This is a genomic window from Planococcus sp. 107-1 (genome assembly GCF_021513255.1).
GTDB lineage: Bacteria > Bacillota > Bacilli > Bacillales_A > Planococcaceae > Planococcus.
In genome coordinates this window covers 1,941,174-1,960,626 of record NZ_CP090977.1, presented here as the reverse complement: position 1 = coordinate 1,960,626, position 19,453 = coordinate 1,941,174, and the positions used below count along the sequence as shown (strand labels likewise).

Sequence of the window (19,453 nt, the reverse complement as noted above, 5' to 3'; positions counted from 1 at the left end):
GGGAAGATTTTATGAAAATCGCTTTAATTGCTCATGACCGGAAAAAAGACGATTTAATCCAATTTGTTACAGCATACCAACCAATTTTAGCCGAACATACATTATACGCAACCGGCACTACAGGCAAACGCATTATTGACGGAACCGGTTTGGATGTCATTCGTTTCCAATCAGGACCTCTAGGCGGAGACCAGCAGATTGGAGCCATGATTGCGAAAGATGATATGGATATGGTAATTTTTTTCAGAGATCCGTTGACAGCACAGCCGCATGAACCGGATGTAACGGCATTGATCCGTTTATGCGATGTCTATAATGTTCCTCTTGCTACCAATATGGGCACGGCTGAAGTTTTGCTGCAAGGCTTAAAAGAGGGATTTGTGGATTGGCGCCTGATACAAGGGCGCAGAAACTAGGGGGAGATACAGGTGCGTAAAATGAAAATTGGGATTACCTGCTACCCAACTGTAGGGGGTTCTGGAGTAGTTGCGACAGAACTCGGGAAAATGCTTGCAGAAAAAGGGCATGAAATCCACTTTATCACCTCCAGTACCCCATTTCGTTTAAACGGAATGGATGCGAATATTTATAGCCATCAAGTGGATGTCAATAGTTACTCGGTATTTCAATATGCCCCTTACGACATCGCTTTAGCTACGAAAATCGCAGAAGTGATCAAAAATGAAAATTTGGATTTGATGCATGTGCATTATGCAATTCCGCATGCGGTATGTGCAATTCTCGGCCGGGATATGGCTGGATCGGATATCGGCATCGTGACAACTTTACACGGGACGGATATTACAGTGCTTGGAACGGATTCTTCATTAAAAGAAGCAATCCGCTATGGCATCGAGAAATCGGACGTTGTGACGGCTGTTTCGGATTCCTTGAAAAATCAAACCTATGAAATGATCAATCCTGATAAAGAGATTCAAACCGTTTACAATTTTGTTGACGAAAGGGAATACAGCCCGAAAGATTCAAGCGGGCTAAAAGCGGACTTGGGATTAAGTGAGAATGCGAAAATTCTGATCCATGTATCCAACTTCCGGAAAGTGAAACGGGTGATGGATGTCGTTGAAACTTTTTCTAAAGTAAACCGAGAGATGGACACGCGATTATTGCTGGTCGGAGATGGACCGGAGATGGGCAGGATTGTCCAGCAAGTAAGAGAATTGAACCTTGAAAAACAGGTTTTATTTTTAGGGAAACGGGACAACCTCTCTGAACTTTATAGTTTAAGCGATGCCAAATTATTATTATCCGAGAAAGAAGCGTTCGGCCTCGTATTATTGGAAGCGATGGCTTGCGGTGTTCCTTGTGTGGGATCGTCTATCGGCGGAATTCCCGAAATCATCAACCACGGAGAGAACGGCTTTTTGGTGGAGTTAGGTGATACGGACCGGGCTGCAGAATTCATTATAAGCATGCTAAAAGATGAAGAAATGCACAAAAAGATGAAACTTGCGGCATTGGCGACTGTCAAAGAACGTTTCCATTCGGAACAGATTCTAAAGCAATATGAAAAAATCTATGAGGGTTTATTAGATAGAAGGAAGTTGCAATGAAAACAGCCATTAAAGTGATTGAACAGCTCGAGAAAGCAGGATTTGAAGCATATATGGTAGGCGGTGCGGTCCGGGATTACCTGCTTGAAAAGATGCCGCATGATATTGATGTGGCGACCAATGCTTCACCGGAGCAAGTGAAATCCTTATTCGAAAAAACGGTCGATACCGGCATTGAACATGGAACCGTGCTTGTGTTAAAAGATGGAACCGGAATCGAAGTGACGACATACCGGACGGAAGGGACTTATTCCGATAACCGGCGTCCCGACTCTGTGGAATTTGTCCAATCGTTGGAAGAGGATTTGAAAAGGCGCGATTTCACCATTAATGCCATGGCTATGGATAAAAAAATGGAAATCACAGATCCTTTTGGCGGAGCACATGATTTAGAAAAAGGGTTGATCCGGGCAGTTGGGAATCCGGATGAACGATTTCAAGAAGATGCGCTTCGCATGTTGCGGGCCATCCGGTTCTCCAGCCAATTGGATTTTCAAATCGACCCGGCTACCTTAACTTCCATTGGGCATCAGGCACATTTAATCGAATCGATTGCGATTGAACGCATCAAGAGTGAAATCGATAAGATTATGCTCCATGAGAAAGCTTGGCGAAGTTTCGATTATTTAACGGATACTGGGTTAGCGCAGCATCTGCCTTCAGGTTATTTGTTCAAAGCCGATTGGACGAAGTTTCGTCCAGTTGATGCAGCTGTTGCCGGCTGGTCATACATGCTATTTGAGCACATGAAAGACATAGAAGAAATTTTGCCGTATCGTTTTTCCAACGAAGAAAAACAGATGATCAAAAGGGCATTAGAAGCCGCTCGCCTTCCGGAATGGGATGAGTGGGTTTTTTACAGTTATACAGCGATGCAGTTAACGATTGCTGCTTCACTGCAAGGTCGTAATGCAGATATTGCCGGGCAGAAATCCAAACTGCCGATCCGCAATAAGGCAGATATGGCGGTAAATGGTTCGGATTTAATGAAGTGGAATAGCCTAAAGCAAGGTCCTTGGATAAAACAATGGCTCGCACAAATCGAGCGGATGATTGTCTTTGGGGAATTGGCCAACGATAAAGAACTCATAAAGGATTGGTTCATGCATGAATATCACCATCACCAATAAATTAGCAGAGCGATTAATAGAAGCCCAAGGCGAACCGGTTTCGGGACAGCAGCTCGCCGATGAATTCGGTGTCTCACGAACAGCGATTTGGAAGCATATTAAAGAGCTTGTGGAGCAAGGATATGGCATCGAGTCCATTAAGAAAAAAGGCTATTATTTAACTTCCGCCCCCGATACGCTCGATGCAACGGCGATTGGTGCTGGACTTAATACAAAGAAGCTCGGACAAGTTATCCACTACGTGGAATCTTGTCCATCCACTCAGATTATAGCGCATCAACTCGCTCAAGAAGGTACGCCTGGTGGAACCATCGTATTGACGGAAGAGCAGACAGCCGGAAGAGGAAGATTGGCGCGGAAATGGGATTCTGCCGCTAAAAAAGGGATTTGGATGAGTGTCGTCCTGCGTCCGGATGTCGTCCCACAAAAAGCGCCTCAATTTACATTAGTCGCAGCGGTTGCAGTCGTTCGGGCGATTGAAGAAGTGACCGGCTTAAAACCGGAAATTAAATGGCCTAATGATATTCTTATAAAAGGCAAAAAAAGCACGGGCATCTTGACGGAATTGCAATCAGATGCTGACGGCATACAAGCACTGATTATCGGCATCGGGCTGAACGTCAATCAGTCGCTGCAAGATTTTCCGGAAGAATTGCAGGATATTGCCACTTCACTAAGTATTGAAAGCGGAATGCCGGTAAACCGGCAAGATTTGGTGCGGTCGCTTTTGCACCATCTTGAAATTTATACGGATCTGTACATCGAAACCGGATTTGGCGTGCTGAAAGTGTTATGGGAAAGCTATTCATCGACAATCGGCAAAACGGTGCGTGCAAGAATGGCAAAAGAGACTTTGACGGGCGTCGCAGAAGGCATCACCGAAGATGGCGTGCTCCAGCTCCGCACGGCGGATGGCAAATTGCATGGCATCTATTCGGCCGATATTGAAATGACAAACTGAAGTGTTTTGTTTTTTTAGCATTTCTGCTATAGTAATTTTAGTTGGATCAACGGGCAGTATCGCTTGCGAACTGCACCTGAAATCTATGGCTATTTTGCAAGAAAATACAATTTGATAATCAACACCTGCCTTGATCTACTATATGACAGGGACGGAGGAAACCACACACAAATTTACTGTCCTTCTGTCTTTTTTTGATAGAAGGGCTTTTTATATGGTTTTCTTCCCGAGAGGAGAGAAAAGTTTTGCATACAATTAATACCGTCACAGAATTGAAGGAATGGGTCCGCAGCCAAAAAAACGAAGGGCGTTCCATTGGCCTGGTTCCCACTATGGGCTTTTTGCATGAAGGGCATTTATCGCTCGTCGAAAAAGCGAAAGCTGAAAATGATTTGGTCGTCATGAGCATCTTCGTCAATCCTGCTCAGTTTGGACCGAATGAAGATTTCGACCGCTACCCAAGAGATTTGGAGCGTGATCAGCAGCTGGCTGCTTCAGTAGGAACAGATATCATTTTTGCGCCATCGGTCGAAGAAATGTATCCAAAAGAATCATCGATTTCATTTTCTGCTGGAAGATTGGCTGATAAGATGTGCGGAGCAACACGTCCTGGCCATTTTGACGGCGTTTTAAAAGTGGTCACGAAATTATTTCATTTGACTGAAGCGGACCGGGCATATTTCGGCCAAAAAGATGCACAGCAATTGGCTATTATTGAATCGCTCGTTTCAGACTATGATTTTCCGGTTGAAATTCGCCGGGGTGAAACGGTGCGGGAAGAGGACGGCCTGGCCAAAAGTTCACGAAACGTTTATTTAAGTGAAACAGAGCGCAATGAAGCGCCTCATCTGAACAAAGCACTGCAAGCTGGAAAACAAGCGGCTTTAGCAGGCGAAGATCCGAAAGCTGCAGCAACGGCCTATCTTCGACAGCATACATCCGGCAAAATTGATTATATTGAATTCCTATCGTATCCGGCTTTAACTTCAGCCATTGAAGGGGAGGCCATTTTGGCCTTGGCTGTCCAATTTGAAAAAGCTCGCTTGATCGACAATATTATTTTTAATCCAAAGGGGAACTGAACATGTTACGTATGATGTTAAATTCGAAAATCCACCGCGCGACTGTTACGCAAGCAGACTTGAATTATGTGGGAAGCATCACGATCGACCAGGATCTGCTAGATGAAGTCGGCATGCTGCCAAATGAAAAAGTGCATGTCGTCAACAATAACAATGGCGCACGCTTTGAAACGTATATCATTGCCGGCGAACGCGGCAGCGGAGTGATCTGTGTGAACGGTGCAGCAGCCCGCCTCGTGCAAAAAGGCGATATCGTGATCATTTTGACATACGGCTATGTCATGGATGAAAATGCGAGAAGCCATAAACCGACAGTAGCCATCATGGATGAGAACAATAAAATCCGGGAGATCATCAATTACGAACCTGAAGCTACCGTGATGTAAGCATCTATAGTTTAAAAAGACTGATTCAAAGCCAAGGGGGAAAAGCATTGCTTTTCCCCCTTGGCTTTTTCTGATTTTTTTGTTCACTTACCTGTAAAGAGAATGTCGGTTGAATTAGCCAGTCCGTAAGACGGAATGCGCTTGGATATGTTACAATTTTTGAAGAGAGAATCACCCGAGAAAGAGGGCTTGTGATGAACACGCAAAAATATGTCGTTGTCGATATTGAAACTACAGGCCATTCCCCTGCTAAAGGTGACCGGATTATTCAAATAGCGATGGTAACGATTGAAAACGATAAAATTATTGATACATATACTGAATTTATCAATCCGGAAAGAAAAATTCCGTTGTTCATTCAGGATTTGACGAATATTACAGACGCTGATGTGTCAGGTGCACTTCCCTTCGAAGCCCATGCTGACACCATTTTCGATAAAATGCGCGATGCGATTTTCATTGCCCATAATACGAATTTTGATCTGCCATTCCTGCAGTCGGAATTCAAGCGCAGCGGATTGCCGGCTTGGCAAGGATTGACGATGGATACAGTCGAACTTGCCCGTTTGATGTATCCGACGTCATTCAGCTATAAATTGCAGGATATCACTTCGGAGCTTGGCATTCCGCTCCAAAGTGCCCATCGTGCAGATGATGATGCCATGGCAACAGCACTTTTGTATTTACAGGCAAAAAAAGACATGCAACGGCTGCCTTATGAAACCTTAGCGCTTTTGCACAGACGCTCGTTTCAATTGAAGTCCGATTTATCCCGGCTCTTTTTCGAAATGACCCAGCAAAAACGAAATGGTCAAAGTGAAGCTTTTGAAAACTTTAAAGGCGTCCCGTTAAAAGTCCGTCCAAATTATTCACCGACTTCAGAAAAGGCCTATTCTGCGGTATTTGACTGGGAAGAACGCCTCGAAACGGCCTTTCCGCATTTTGAACGGAGACAAAGCCAGTTTGATATGATGGCTTCCATCCAATCAGCTCTTCATAACAAAGAAGAATTGGTCATTGAAGCTTCCACTGGAATGGGGAAAACGATCGGTTATTTATTGCCGGCTGTAAATCATTCCTTAAAGACTGGAAAACAAGTTCTTATCAGTACGTATACGACGCATCTGCAAGACCAGCTAGTCCAAAAAGAAGGCGGGATTGTGGAACAACTGGTCGGCGGGCCGGTGCGCATTTCACTCATCAAAGGCTTGCGCCATTATATTGATCTGGGCCGTTTTACGGAATTGCTGCAGGGAGAAGATGAATCTTACGATGAGACGTTCACCATCATGCAAGTATTGGTGTGGCTGTCTTCGACGGAAACCGGTGACTTGAATGAGTTGAATACTTCAAGCGGAGGACAGTTCGTCCTGGATAAAATCCGGCGCTCGCATTTGCGCAAATTGTCCCGAGAAGAAAAAGCGCTCGATTTTTATGAATACGCACTGGAACGTTCTAAAAACGCTCATGTCATCGTGACAAATCATGCATTTTTATTAAACCAGCGAATGACCAACCAAAGCATTTTGGAAAACGTCGATGCCTATATTTGGGATGAAGCGCATCAAGTGGTGCAAGCAGCTGTCTCCCAATACGAAAAGACCTTTGTCTATACGCAGTGGAAATATATTTTCGGCCAATTGGGTACGTACGATGATCAGCAATTATTCTACGAACTTTATCAAGCGGCAGAAGCGAGCGGATTTTCCAATGTCCCCGAAATGCTGCATCTAGAAGCGTTATTCAATAAATTCACGGCAATTTTTGATGAGTTGGCTTTATCGCTGACTGCTGCTTTCCAGAACCGGTTCCAAGGGAGCCGCCATAAGAAATGTGCTTCGCTGTTAGCGGAACTTCCTTATGAGAAAGATCGTTTCATGGATATGCTTCGCTTTTTGAATGAATGGATCGATTTATCGCAATTGATTCTTCAAAAAGCCGAGCGTTTGACAGAAACAAGCATTCAAGATCGCTTGACGATTACAGACTGGCGTTATTGGACCGAAGAGCTGATGGTCAAAGCGGTTGAGTTCAGTGAAATCTTTGTGTTCCCGTTGGAAGATGAAGTCAGTTGGATTGAAGGTGATTTGAGAAGCCTTCCAACGAGTCTGTCCTTATACAAACAGCCGTTTGAAGTGACTTCAATCGTTCAGCGCATCGTGGCGCCGATACGGGGTGAAAAAGCGGTGATTTGGCTGTCCGGCACCATGAGCGTGCCATCAAACGAACGCTTTATCGTCAATCAGCTCGGCATTCCTCATGAAGTGCCGATTACGAAATTTGAACCGCCGAAAGAGTTTTACCAAGGAGCCCGGGTTTTTGTCGTCGAAGACATGCCCGACATCCAGCAAGTTTCACAAGTCGAATACATTGAATCAGTAGCTGATGCAGTCATCCAGACCGTGCTTGTCACCGAAGGCCGCTGTTTTGTTTTATTCACTTCGCAAGATATGCTGCGAAAAACGGTGGACTTGATCCAAGACACCGGGCTTCTCGATGAATACATGCTGTTTGCCCAAGGAATTTCTTCCGGCAGCCGCATGAGGCTGTTGAAATCATTCCAACGCTTCCAGAAATCCGTACTGTTTGGAACGAATAGCTTTTGGGAAGGCGTGGATGTGCCGGGAGATGCGCTCCGTGCTGTGGTCGTTGTTCGCCTTCCGTTCACATCTCCGGATGAACCGATTTTTAAAGCGAAATCCGAAATGATTTCCAGAGAAGGCATCAATCCTTTCATGCATTACGCATTGCCGGAAGCAGTATTGCGGCTGCGCCAAGGCTTTGGGCGTCTGATCCGTTCGAAAAACGACCAAGGAATGTTCATTGTCCTGGATCGGCGAATTGAAACGAAGTCCTACGGAAAAGAATTTTTGAATGCTCTGCCAAAAGTGAAAGTCTCGAAAGTGTCCTTAGAAAAGATGGTAACCGATATTGAACATTGGTATAATAAGCAATGAAATAAAGAACGGCGAATAGAGCCAAACTCTATCAGCTAAACACAGTAGACAAAATGAGAGGAAGGTCGCTTTGCATGGAATCGAAAATAGAAGTGCTCTCCACTGTTAATGTGAAATATCAGCCAGATTTGTATAAAGTGGTAGATGCTTTAAATCGAACGTTAAAACACAACGATCTGATGTTTGGACTTGCATTGGACAAGGAAGATCCGGAACAAGCGATCTTTACAATTTATAAGACTTAGGTGATCAAATGAAGCAATGGGTTACTTTTATACTTGGATTTTTATCTTTTTTGGCTGTCGCTTTAATGATTATTGTCATTGTAGCTGGCAATAAGCCGTATTCCGATGTGGAACAGCGAGCGATTGAACGGGTCAAAGATGAAAATTTGCTGGCAGAAGTGAAACAGGCTTATGTGTATGCCAATAAGCAAACTTCTGTAACCGTAATTGGAACTGATGCCAAAGGAAAACTAAATGCCATTTTTGTACCAACTGGCGAAGGGGAATTGAAAATTGCTTCGCTTGACGATGCAGTGACGGCAAAACAGGCCCGAAAAGCAGTGGCTGAAGAAGCGGATGTCGAAGAATTCCTGCATACGCGGCTCGGCATGGAAAAAGACGGTGCCGTTTGGGAAGTCGCTTATAAAGATAAAGAAGACCAGTTGAATTATATTTATATTATGGCGAGTGATGGAAAACAGTGGAAGAAGATTTTGAATTTGTGAAAGGGTTGAACAACTTTGATTAACTTAGCAAATCGTGTACAGACTTTAACGCCTTCAACTACTCTAGCGATCACAGCAAAAGCGAATGAGCTGAAAGCCAAAGGCGTTGATGTGATCGGATTAGGAGCAGGAGAACCGGATTACAACACTCCTGAAAATATCTTATTGGCTGCTTACGAGTCGATGAAGGAAGGGAAAACGAAATATACGCCTTCTGGCGGACTTCCGGCATTGAAAAAAGCGATCATCGATAAACTTCAGCGCGATCAGCAATTAAGCTATCAGCCAAACGAAATCATGGTCGGCATCGGTGCAAAACACGTGCTTTATACGCTGTTTCAAGTATTGCTCAATGAAGGCGATGAAGTCATCATTCCGATTCCTTATTGGGTCAGCTATCCTGAACAGGTGAAATTGGCTCAAGGTGTTCCTGTATACATAGAAGCTACAGCCAGCCAGGAGTATAAAATTACTGCAGAGCAGCTGCGCGAAGCAATTACAGATCGGACAAAAGCGATTATCTTGAATACGCCAAGCAACCCGACGGGCATGATCTACACAAAAGAGGAATTGGTGCAATTAGCGGAAGTTTGCCGTGAATTCGATATTTTAATCGTTTCGGATGAAATTTATGAAAAGCTGATTTACGGAGAAGCGAGCCATACCTCCGTTGCCGAATTGTCAGATGATGCAAAAAATCGGACAATCGTCATTAATGGCGTTTCGAAATCCCATTCGATGACAGGATGGCGCATTGGCTATGCAGCAGGAGATGCGGCAATCATTAAAGCGATGACAGACCTTGCAAGCCATTCGACATCAAATCCGACAACGACTTCCCAATACGCTGCAATTGAAGCATATAACGGGACGCAAGAACCTGTAGAAGAAATGAGAAAAGCGTTTGAGAGCCGTTTGGAAACGATTTTCCCGAAAGTCGCAGCCATTCCAGGATTTAAAGTGCTTCGTCCGCAAGGTGCTTTCTACCTCTTGCCGGATGTTTCGGAAGCTGCGCAAAAGACAGGCTATAATTCAGTGGATGATTTTGCAACTGCATTATTGACTGAAGCGAATGTAGCTGTAATTCCAGGGTCTGGATTCGGTTCGCATTCAACAATCCGCCTTTCCTATGCGACATCGCTTGAAGCACTTGAAAAAGCGGTTGGACGTATTCACGAATTTGTCCAATCAAAATGGAACGATTAAAAGACAACTATTGACTTAAATTTTTGGAGGCTATGATGAAAAAGATTACAATTGCCGAAATGGCTAAATATAATGGACAAACAGTAAAATTAGGCGCTTGGGTCGCTAACAAACGCTCAAGCGGAAAAATCGCTTTTCTTCAATTGCGCGACGGATCTGGATTCGTTCAAGCAGTTGTCGTAAAAGAAGAAGTTGGAGAAGCGCTTTTTGCAACAGCAAAAGGGTTTACTCAAGAAACTTCATTGTATGTAACAGGTGAAGTAAAAGAAGACACACGTTCATCTTTCGGCTATGAACTGGCAGTGAGCGGCATTGAAGTTCTTCACGAAGCGAAAGATTTCCCGATTACACCGAAAGAGCATGGCACGGAATTCTTGATGGACAACCGCCATTTATGGCTGCGTTCGCGTAAGCAGCATGCCATCATGAAAATCCGCAATGAAATCATCCGTGCTACGTATGAATTCTTTAACGATAACGGATTTGTGAAAGTGGATCCACCGATTTTGACAGGATCTGCACCAGAAGGAACTTCTGAGCTTTTCGCGACGAAGTATTTTGACGAAGACGCATACCTTTCGCAATCCGGCCAACTTTATATGGAAGCAGCTGCTATGGCATTAGGAAAAGTATTTTCGTTCGGTCCGACGTTCCGTGCTGAAAAGTCGAAAACACGTCGCCACTTGATCGAGTTCTGGATGATCGAGCCGGAAATGGCTTTTGTTGAACATGCGGAAAGCTTGGAAGTCCAAGAGCAATTTGTCGCTCACCTTGTGCAGTCGGTATTGAAAAATTGCAAACTGGAATTGGAGCGCCTTGGCCGTGATACATCGAAACTTGAAAACATAAAAGCACCATTCCGCGCATCACGTATGATGACGCCATCAAATGGTTGAACGATAACGGCCATGATGATATCAAATGGGGAGACGATTTCGGAGCACCGCATGAAACAGCGATTGCTGAAAGCTATGACATGCCGGTATTCATCATCAATTACCCAATCGGCATCAAACCATTCTACATGCAGCCGCATCCAGAACGCGATGACGTCGTACTTTGTGCAGATCTTATTGCACCGGAAGGGTACGGAGAAATCATCGGTGGTTCGGAGCGTATTTATGACTACGAATTGATGAAGCAGCGCATCCAAGAGCATGGCCTCGATGAAAAAGCTTACGCTTGGTATTTGGAACTGAGCAAATACGGAGCTGTGCCGCATTCCGGATTTGGATTAGGCCTTGAACGGACAGTGGCTTGGATCAGTGGCGCAGAACACGTCAGAGAATCGATTCCATTCCCGCGTTTGTTGAACCGTCTATACCCGTAATAATTTTTGGAATAACAGATAGAAGTTTGAATGAAACAGAATAGAAAGGTGGTTGGGATATGAAACAGCCGGATCGACTGCAAACTTGGATCGAGCAGGGAAATGTTACCATTTCCCAGCTTTTTTTTCGATTCTATAAAGAATTGAAAATAACAGATGAAGAAGCCATGTTAATCATGCATGTCCATGCTTTTCTGGAAGCCGGAAACCCGTTTCCGACGCCAGACGAAATTGGCAGCCGCATGATGACTTCTCAAAACCATGTAACCACTATGATTCAAAAATTGATGCAGCAAGGCTATTTAGCCATCGAACAGGAAAATGACAAAGAATTGATAACCGAGCATATTTCCTTGCAGCCCTTATGGGAACGCTTATTGGATTGTGTTTATAAAGAAAAGCAGGAAGAAAAAGAACTTTCCCAAAAAGCATTGGAGGGCGAAGTATTCCAGTTGTTTGAACAGGAATTCGGCCGCTTTCTTTCACCGATGGAAATTGAAACGATTTCGATGTGGATGGACCAGGACGGCCACAGTCCGGCAATTATCCGCATGGCGCTAAAAGAAGCGGTCATTTCTCAAAAGATCAGCCTTCGCTACGTGGACCGCATCCTGTTTGAATGGAAAAAGAAAAACATCAAAACATCAATGGAAGTATCACGCCATGCAACTTCGTTCAGAGAGAAAAATATCCAGCTTCAGCCAGCAGCAAGCACGACAAAAAAAGTTCAATTTTACAATTGGCTGGAGGACCGGAATTAGTAGGTGAATGCAATTGATGACGAAAAAAGAATGGCTTCTATGCCTGGAAGAAATGGATCGCATGTTTCCGGATGCGCATTGTGAATTGATCCACCGGAACCCTTTCGATCTGTTGATCGCTACATTATTGTCTGCCCAGTGCACCGATAAACTGGTCAATAAAGTCACTGCGACGCTTTTCCAGAAATACGAAACTCCGGAAGATTATATTTCCGTGCCACTAGAAGAGCTTCAGCAAGACATCCGTTCTATCGGCCTTTTTCGGAACAAAGCTAAAAACATCCAAGCGCTCAGCCGGATACTGATCGACCAGTACGGCAGTGAAGTTCCGCCAGACCGCGACTTGTTGATGACGCTGCCGGGAGTCGGGCGCAAAACGGCGAATGTCGTCGTGTCGGTTGCCTTTGGCATACCTGCACTTGCAGTTGATACCCATGTCGAGCGTGTCGCAAAAAGGCTGGGGTTGAACCGCTGGAAAGACAATCCGCTTCAAGTGGAAGAAACGATCATGAAAAAAACGCCAGCAGAAGACTGGTCGAAAACCCATCATCAAATCATCTTTTTTGGCCGCTACCACTGCAAATCCCAAAATCCGGGGTGCCATATCTGTCCGCTGTTCGAGCGCTGCAGAGAAGGGAAGAAACGGGAAAACAAAGGGTTGGTCAAGCGTGAAATTATCACAGAAGTTAACTAAAGAATCCGTTTCTCCGTTTTTTGAACAATGGGCGGTATTAGCTGAAGAGATTTCAAACCTGCATCAAAATCGCTGCAATCAAACAGCTCAACAGATGATGCAAGGCTTGGATCTATTTAAAGCCTTGCTCACTCATTGCGAAGAACAAATTTTTCCGATGAACGGCCACGAGCGCATTCACTTTATTGAACAGCGTCCGGGCAACTACGCGGCTTTTCGCCAATTGGATGAATTGTTTTCCGAGATGAAAAAGAAGATAGCTGCGAAAAGAATTCAAATGAAAAATGAATTATTGTAATAGAGGATCTGCTGAAAGCCAGCAGGTCTTTTTTTAATCTGGATAGGACTGCTGCGAAGAATTTGCTTTTTTCTCCTGGTCATCATTTGGCATGGTAAATGAGGTGTACGGAGAAGTTTTCATTATTCTGTAGATTAGATCTGATGTTTCGATCATTTTTTGGGCACAAAGAAGCTAGGAGATGAGTTTTACAAAAGAGATTTTGTAAGAAACGTAACTCACTTGCCTTATCTAAAATAAAAAGACAAAACGACTATGCGCTTTGTCTTTTTGCTTTAAGGAAATTAAGAATTTCCGCCGTTGCTGTTTTCTCCGCCTTTTCGGCCAGCTTCTTCTTTGCTCATTTTGCCATCATTGGAGTTGTTTCTGCTATTATTACTGCTGTTTTGGCCGCCGCTATTGCTGTTCTGGCCACCTTTAGAACCGATTTCTTCATAGAATTCCTTGCCGTGGCTGTCAGATGTTGCTTCACCGCCCATGCGGCCAGCTTCTTCTCTGCTCATTTTGTTATCATCGTTTTGGTTTGCCATTTCAATTCCTCCTAAAATCGTATTTTGTTACATTAATTATCTACCTCAAATAAATTACATTAAAACACAATAATTGAATTTTTTACCAATTTGTAATAATTTCCACCAGTATGTTCTCATTTTGCGGAAAACGAATTCTTGGACTTTTTTTAAGCCTATTTCTCCAAACTTTCTTTTAACGGATATTGATTTGCCCAACATTTTTCAAGAAAATCTTTCGTCTCATGTGTGGAACACATTGCCAATGTCTCATGCAGCTGTTGAGCTCTTTCAATCATTTGCTGGCCAATTCCTTCATTTCTGAATGATGGATTAACGGCCGCGTGGTGGACCGTGAAAGTCAATTCGTCTAACTCGATCCCAATGACTCCGACCAAATCTTCATCTTGTTTCCACAGATATAATTGCCAGTTGGGGTCCTCTGTGTATCTATCCATTGAATTCTGTAAAGTTTGCAAATCATGTTCGCGGGGCATAAAAGAAAGCAGCCCCATTGCGATTTTCTCATTTAATTTTTTATATTTAACTAGCAAATTAACATCCTCCAGGTACTTAAAATTGAAAATCATTTATAAGAGCAATGGGCAGGAAATAAAAAAACGCCAAAAAGAATGGAACATTCTTTTTGGCGTTATTGCCAGCACTATTGTCTGGAATACACTGCCTGCAGTTTATGGAATTGATCTAGTCATAAATCATGAACCAACTTTTGCTTATAATGATTTTGCGAGTCGGCTCTGTACATCTTATTCAAGACCATAATACCTATCTTCATTTATGAAGTAAAGTAAAACGCTTGTCATAAGTTTTTAAGAATCGATGCATGGATGATGGTAAACTGATAGTAATGAGCCAATTGAGGTTTCACTTGAGCCGCTGGAAGGAATACGGGTAGCAAATGAAGCCAGAGGCTCTAGAAATGGAGAACTATCATGAAGAAATTTGGATGGATACTGGCTGGACTTGTAGCTGCAGTCTCATTGATACTATTTTTAAACAGCAGAACGTGTCTCTTCAACTGCGCCTTATTAGCTGAACCGGAAAATATTGATGCAAACTATGAACTGAAACTTGTGTTGGATAAAGAAGACAATGTGAGAGTTGATGCTTCGATTACCGTCACTAATTCATCTGACCAGTCTTTAAAAGATATCGGCTTTTTTTTGGTGCCAAATGCGATGAATTCAAAAGAAACACCTTTTTACGAATACGATGATGCCGCTCTTAAGCTTGCTTCAGTTTCAGTTAATGGGAAAAAGGCAGAGTATCAAGTAGACAATAATGGCTTGCTGGTCGAATTGGACCAACACCTGGAACCGCAGTCGACAGTCGTAGTGGATATCAACTACAGAATGCGTCTGCCCGAATATGGCATGCGGTTATCTCAAATAGACAATAATTTTTATCTGGCCCATTGGTATCCGATGCTTGCGATTTATAAAGATGGATGGGTAATAGAGGATTACGATCCAAAAGGGGAATCCTATGATACGGGCTACGGAAATTATCTAGTCAGTTACCGTTTGCCGGAAGAATATTTGGTCGCGACTTCCGCAGAAGATGGCCAAATGGCACCGGCCGATTCAGGAACGGTGAAAGGTGAAAATATCAAGGATTTTTATCTGGCATTACTGGATCCAGACGATTGGGAAACGCAGAGCATCAAAGCCAATGACACAGAACTGAGGGTGTTTGCGCCAAAGGGTTCTGGGGTTCTCGAAACGACGGCTGAAATGGCTGCGGACGCCTACATATATTTTGAAGAACAGATTGGCGATAATCCGAACATTGAATTGGATATTATCGCAAATGATGGCTATATGGAATATCCGAATATGATTGAAGTGGCATCCGAACAGGAAGCGCTTGAATCCGTATTGATCCATGAAATTGCCCATCAATGGTTTTATTACCTCGTCACGAATGACCCTTTCCGGGAATCGTGGCTTGATGAGAGTTTAACGGAGTTTAGCAGTGCGCTGTATATTAGCGGACAGAACGGGGATGCAGACAGCGGATTTGAAGACGCCGCGTTTGCGGAAGCGGCTTACCCGACAGAAAAATACGCCAATATTCCATTGGACGATTTTGAAGAACCGACCTATTATTCCACGATTTACGGTAAAGTACCGATGCTTTTCAAAGAGTTTTTTGAAGCGAATGGAGGGACGGAAGCGGCATTTGGATTTTTATCTGCCTATTACAAGGAATTTCAATTCAAGCAAGTCGACAGCGAAGCGTTCAAGCAGTTTTTTGAAGCCTATTTTGAAGGGGACCAAAGTGAGTTTTTAGACAGCTGGCTGAAATAGAAAATATAAGTTGATAGGAAAAGACGACCGGAAAAGGATTCCTGTCGTCTTTTTCGTATTATGGATTTTAAAGTTGCTGGGGACGCCATAAGAGGACTCTGCCTTTATAGACGATCAATCCAACAACTAGGAGCAGAAAACCGGAAAGCATAAATACAGAGCGAATTCCGAAGACATCTGCGATGATTCCCATTAAAAGAGATGCGATGCCGAAAGTGCCAGTCGCAATCGCACCTAAAGTGGTGAAAACAGTCGGCAAGTCGGATTCAGCTGTACTCGACTGAATCAGCGTCTGTTGCGGGATATTTTTGATTTGACCGGCGACTCCTACCAAAAACGAAAGAAGCAAAGCCAGAACAGGAAAACCGGATAAACCGAAAAGGAACGTCGCGATGCTGCTGATAAAAGCGCCAACAAAAATGAACCAACTTAATTTCTCCTCGAATACCCGAGAAAACGACAGGCACAATAGGCTGCCCGCAATCAAGCCAAGAAAAAAAGAGCCGTTGATGAATCCCCACCAAGCCTCACCCTTGAAAAGGGCCTCTTGAACGAATATTAAAAGAATGGCGGCAATCCAGACAGTGCCTGCTGCCGTTTCCAAAAAATCCATCCAAGCAATACGCTTCAAAAAAGGCGATTTCGCTACGAGCTTCCAGCCATGGCTAATTTGCTGCCAGTTAGTCCGGACGCTGTCCGGTTTATAAGCAACGGGAGACAAGCAGCAGAGCAATAGGCTTGAAATTAAAAATAAGCCGGCAGCCAGCCAAAGAATGTCATTAGCAGCCAACCAAAACAACAGGGAACCGCCGATAAACCACATCACGGTCTGAATCGATTGGGTGATGGCATCATTCACACCATTCGCTCTCAGGAGCCGCGTTTTCTCCACGTAAATGGGAATCAGCGATTGGGTGGCTGGACCGCGCAGCCGTCCAATAAAGCGATTAACCCGATAATGAAGAAACCGAAATAATAATTGGAAAGTGAAAACAGCGGCATCCCGTAGGCTAATCCAAACAATAGCGCTGTTTTGCCGATCTGCGAGCCTGCAAGCAGCCATTTTAAGTTAAAGCGCTGCATGAGAAGAGGCGTCAAGGCATTGGAAACAAACATGGAACTGGTGATAATAAAAGGAACAAATGCAGCAGATGCTGCAGAGCCAGTCAATTCATAAATCATATAAATAATGCTGACCATATAAAGCACATCGCCAATATTGGCGAAAGATTGGCCGGTCAATAGAATGGTGAAATTGCGATTCAATTTCATTAATAATCCCCCAAGAATTCATTTTTCAACTAAAATTCTAACGAAGAAGGGATATCAAATTGGACGTTTCATGGGCAGCGGCTTCCTTTCTATGAAGAGACAAATCCATGGGGGATTCAGATTTATCAAAATACTTCTAAATTTATTATACGCACAATCGTATAAAACGGAAAGAACTGCTTTGACACGGAAGAAAGGACATGTTAATCTAATTACAGACAAAAAGAGTCTTTAATATCTTTTATTGAGAGGAGGAGTAAAAGTTGAAGTATTCAAATGCGACTAATTATGCACTTCATACGATGGTCCATTTAATGCGGGTGCCAAAAGAGAATGCTGTAGGGGTACAGGAATTGGCCGAAATGCAGAAGCTGTCGCCAACCTATCTTTCTAAGATTTTAACCAAACTGACTAAAGCGGGGTTGATCGAATCGACTCCGGGGGCGAAAGGGGGGTATAAGATTGCTCGAACTCAAACCGATGCCTCATTTTTTGATGTGATCAAAGCAATTGAAGGAGATGCGAATCTTTTTGATTGCACCATTCATCATGAAGGCTGCCTGATAGAAAAAACGATGCGTCAAGCGGAAGAGAACATGAAACAAGAGCTTCAGGAAAAACGCTTGTCTGATCTTGTAAAGGAAATTGAACAACATAAAAAAGCTTAGAGGAGATGATGGGATGTTATTGGATTGTGCAGTAGTAGGGGGAGGCCCAGCCGGGTTGAGCGCATCGCTTGTCCTTGGCCGGGCCCGCAGAAAAACCATCCTTTTTGATGACAACAAACCGAGAAATGCTGTGACGAATGAAGCCCATGGTTATTTGACTAGAGATGGAATCAACCCTCAGGAAATGAAAAAAATCGCTCATGCCGAACTGAGCCATTATCCAGATGTACGGATCGAAAAGCAGCGTGTTAAGGAAGTCAAAAAGGTAAATGGGCTATTCCATCTCACAACAGAGAATGGAGAAAGTTTTCAATCGAAAAAGCTGATATTGGCAGCAGGATTAAAGGAAATTCTGCCGGCAGTAAAGCATGTGGAAGAGTTTTACGGAATGAGTTTATTCAATTGTCCGTATTGCGACGGATGGGAACTGAAAGATCAGCCGCTTGCCATCATTTCTGAAAGCCAATGGGCATTCCATATGGCCAAGATGGTCTCGAATTGGTCGAATGACCTCGTTGTTTGCACGAACGGCAAGTCAAAGCTGACAGACGAGGAAAAGAGGATTTTGGAAAGCCAGGGAATTATCATCCGGGAAGAAAAAATCAAATCGTTAAGCGGAAAATCGGGGAAGCTGGAAGAGATTGAATTTGATGGAGGACAAAAAATTCAGCGTACAGGTGGATTCGTTACACCAGACTGGAAACAAGCTTCTTCTATTGGAGAATCACTCGGATGCCGTCTAAATGATAAAGGCGGAATCGAAGTTGATTCTTTCAAACGCACTACAATTGAAGGTGTTTTTGCTTGCGGAGACACAGTAATCGAAGGACCTGCACAATTGATTATCGCTGCTTCGGAAGGCAGCATGGCCGCTTTTGGTGTAAACGCGGATCTTGTGGAAGAAAAATTCGCTAAAAAGAAGGAGCTGGGATTAATGGAAAATAATTTTTCGAAATCTAAGCATACCCATCATCACGGTGGAAAAATCGCTTATTTGGAAAGTGCAGCTAGAAAAGCGGAGCTTTCCCCTGAACGATTAATGGACATGATCCCCCTCAAGAAAGCTGACCATATCTTGGATTTCGGAGCTGGAACAGGCTATTTCACACTGCCATTCGCTCAAAAGGTGGACGGAACGGTCTATGCGCTTGATATCGATCAAACCATGCTCGAAATGATTCGTTCAAAAGCAGAGCAGGAGCACATCACCAACATCCAACTCATTCTAGCTGGAAATGATCGCTTACCTTTGCCAGACGCTTCAGTTGATGTAATCATGGCGTCCCTAGTGCTCCATGAAGTGAATCCTCTGGAGGAGACTTTGCAGCAATTCATGAACGTTTTGAAAAGCGGCGGCCATTTTATCTGCATTGAACTTGAACCAACACAAGCAAGCGAAAGAGCTCCCCGGATCACCTGTGCAAAAATGGAAGAAAAATTGGTGAACAGTGGCATGCAGATCATCGAAAAAAAATTCCTGACCGAATTTCTCTATGTTCTTATCGCTAAGAAACAATAAAATTTTTTGTGTCTATTATAGATATTGTGAATCTTTAATAGTGTTTATT

At 43.7% G+C, this 19,453-nt stretch carries 20 protein-coding genes and 1 pseudogene; 17 read left to right on the top strand and 4 right to left on the bottom strand.

Translation table 11 applies throughout. From position 1 onward, the window contains the following. The first annotated feature begins 11 nt into the window (after positions 1 to 11). The 14 genes and pseudogenes from mgsA to L0M13_RS10310 all read left to right on the top strand — a co-directional run bounded on the left by mgsA (position 12) and on the right by L0M13_RS10310 (position 13,106). Positions 12 to 416 (top strand): methylglyoxal synthase, encoded by a 405-nt coding sequence (gene mgsA / locus L0M13_RS10375; RefSeq protein ID WP_235196428.1) that lies wholly within the window; start codon positions 12 to 14, stop codon positions 414 to 416. Between the two features lie 21 nt (positions 417 to 437). Beyond that, the gene (gene bshA / locus L0M13_RS10370; RefSeq protein ID WP_235199306.1) at positions 438 to 1,571 is read left to right on the top strand and encodes an N-acetyl-alpha-D-glucosaminyl L-malate synthase BshA; all 1,134 of its coding nucleotides are present in this window, start codon (positions 438 to 440) and stop codon (positions 1,569 to 1,571) included. Further along, positions 1,568 to 2,701: a CCA tRNA nucleotidyltransferase gene (locus L0M13_RS10365; RefSeq protein ID WP_235196426.1), complete on the top strand. Its 1,134-nt coding sequence runs from the start codon at positions 1,568 to 1,570 to the stop codon at positions 2,699 to 2,701. The genes bshA and L0M13_RS10365 overlap by 4 nt, the downstream gene beginning before the upstream one ends. After that, entirely contained in the window at positions 2,679 to 3,662 is a 984-nt protein-coding gene (locus tag L0M13_RS10360) for a biotin--[acetyl-CoA-carboxylase] ligase (RefSeq protein ID WP_235196425.1), read from the top strand. The genes L0M13_RS10365 and L0M13_RS10360 overlap by 23 nt, the downstream gene beginning before the upstream one ends. A 245-nt stretch (positions 3,663 to 3,907) precedes the next feature. After that, positions 3,908 to 4,744: a pantoate--beta-alanine ligase gene (gene panC, locus L0M13_RS10355; protein WP_235196423.1), complete on the top strand. Its 837-nt coding sequence runs from the start codon at positions 3,908 to 3,910 to the stop codon at positions 4,742 to 4,744. A gap of 2 nt (positions 4,745 to 4,746) precedes the next feature. Beyond that, entirely contained in the window at positions 4,747 to 5,130 is a 384-nt protein-coding gene (panD, locus tag L0M13_RS10350; RefSeq protein ID WP_235196422.1) for an aspartate 1-decarboxylase, read from the top strand. 194 nt (positions 5,131 to 5,324) lie between these two features. Next, the gene (gene dinG, locus L0M13_RS10345) at positions 5,325 to 8,087 is read left to right on the top strand and encodes an ATP-dependent DNA helicase DinG (protein ID WP_235196421.1); all 2,763 of its coding nucleotides are present in this window, start codon (positions 5,325 to 5,327) and stop codon (positions 8,085 to 8,087) included. Between the two features lie 74 nt (positions 8,088 to 8,161). Continuing rightward, positions 8,162 to 8,332: a YpmA family protein gene (locus L0M13_RS10340; protein WP_110925597.1), complete on the top strand. Its 171-nt coding sequence runs from the start codon at positions 8,162 to 8,164 to the stop codon at positions 8,330 to 8,332. A gap of 8 nt (positions 8,333 to 8,340) precedes the next feature. Further along, entirely contained in the window at positions 8,341 to 8,817 is a 477-nt protein-coding gene (locus L0M13_RS10335) for a cell wall elongation regulator TseB-like domain-containing protein (protein WP_235196420.1), read from the top strand. 15 nt (positions 8,818 to 8,832) lie between these two features. Continuing rightward, a complete protein-coding gene (locus L0M13_RS10330; protein WP_311195554.1) occupies positions 8,833 to 10,023 on the top strand; it encodes a pyridoxal phosphate-dependent aminotransferase in 1,191 nt (396 codons plus the stop codon). Between the two features lie 35 nt (positions 10,024 to 10,058). After that, positions 10,059 to 11,353, top strand: a pseudogene (gene asnS, locus L0M13_RS10325) (asparagine--tRNA ligase). A 59-nt stretch (positions 11,354 to 11,412) separates the two neighbouring features. Next, a complete protein-coding gene (locus tag L0M13_RS10320) occupies positions 11,413 to 12,114 on the top strand; it encodes a DnaD domain-containing protein (RefSeq protein ID WP_235196418.1) in 702 nt (233 codons plus the stop codon). Between the two features lie 13 nt (positions 12,115 to 12,127). Then, positions 12,128 to 12,808 (top strand): endonuclease III, encoded by a 681-nt coding sequence (gene nth / locus L0M13_RS10315; protein ID WP_235196416.1) that lies wholly within the window; start codon positions 12,128 to 12,130, stop codon positions 12,806 to 12,808. Continuing rightward, positions 12,783 to 13,106, top strand: coding sequence for a YpoC family protein (locus L0M13_RS10310; protein WP_235196414.1), 324 nt, complete (start codon positions 12,783 to 12,785; stop codon positions 13,104 to 13,106). The genes nth and L0M13_RS10310 overlap by 26 nt, the downstream gene beginning before the upstream one ends. A 284-nt stretch (positions 13,107 to 13,390) precedes the next feature. Here L0M13_RS10310 and L0M13_RS10305 read toward each other — a convergent pair whose 3' ends face one another. Together L0M13_RS10305 and L0M13_RS10300 are read right to left on the bottom strand one after the other, a co-directional pair. Next, positions 13,391 to 13,636, bottom strand: a complete 246-nt coding sequence (locus L0M13_RS10305; protein ID WP_235196412.1) for a KGG domain-containing protein — start codon at positions 13,634 to 13,636, stop codon at positions 13,391 to 13,393. Between the two features lie 155 nt (positions 13,637 to 13,791). After that, the gene (locus L0M13_RS10300; protein ID WP_235196410.1) at positions 13,792 to 14,169 is read right to left on the bottom strand and encodes a GNAT family N-acetyltransferase; all 378 of its coding nucleotides are present in this window, start codon (positions 14,167 to 14,169) and stop codon (positions 13,792 to 13,794) included. Between the two features lie 399 nt (positions 14,170 to 14,568). Between L0M13_RS10300 and L0M13_RS10295 the strand changes: the two genes are divergently transcribed. Continuing rightward, positions 14,569 to 15,945, top strand: a complete 1,377-nt coding sequence (locus L0M13_RS10295) for a M1 family metallopeptidase (protein WP_235196408.1) — start codon at positions 14,569 to 14,571, stop codon at positions 15,943 to 15,945. A 67-nt stretch (positions 15,946 to 16,012) separates the two neighbouring features. Here L0M13_RS10295 and L0M13_RS10290 read toward each other — a convergent pair whose 3' ends face one another. Both L0M13_RS10290 and L0M13_RS10285 read right to left on the bottom strand, forming a co-directional pair. After that, positions 16,013 to 16,804: an MFS transporter gene (locus L0M13_RS10290; RefSeq protein ID WP_235196407.1), complete on the bottom strand. Its 792-nt coding sequence runs from the start codon at positions 16,802 to 16,804 to the stop codon at positions 16,013 to 16,015. Between the two features lie 44 nt (positions 16,805 to 16,848). Next, a complete protein-coding gene (locus L0M13_RS10285; RefSeq protein WP_235196406.1) occupies positions 16,849 to 17,217 on the bottom strand; it encodes an MFS transporter in 369 nt (122 codons plus the stop codon). A gap of 263 nt (positions 17,218 to 17,480) precedes the next feature. On the opposite strand from L0M13_RS10285, the gene L0M13_RS10280 reads away from it, so the two are divergent. Then, positions 17,481 to 17,885, top strand: a complete 405-nt coding sequence (locus L0M13_RS10280) for an Rrf2 family transcriptional regulator (protein WP_235196405.1) — start codon at positions 17,481 to 17,483, stop codon at positions 17,883 to 17,885. A 13-nt stretch (positions 17,886 to 17,898) separates the two neighbouring features. Continuing rightward, a complete protein-coding gene (locus L0M13_RS18585; RefSeq protein ID WP_311195553.1) occupies positions 17,899 to 19,404 on the top strand; it encodes a bifunctional NAD(P)/FAD-dependent oxidoreductase/class I SAM-dependent methyltransferase in 1,506 nt (501 codons plus the stop codon). Positions 19,405 to 19,453: the final 49 nt, after the last annotated feature.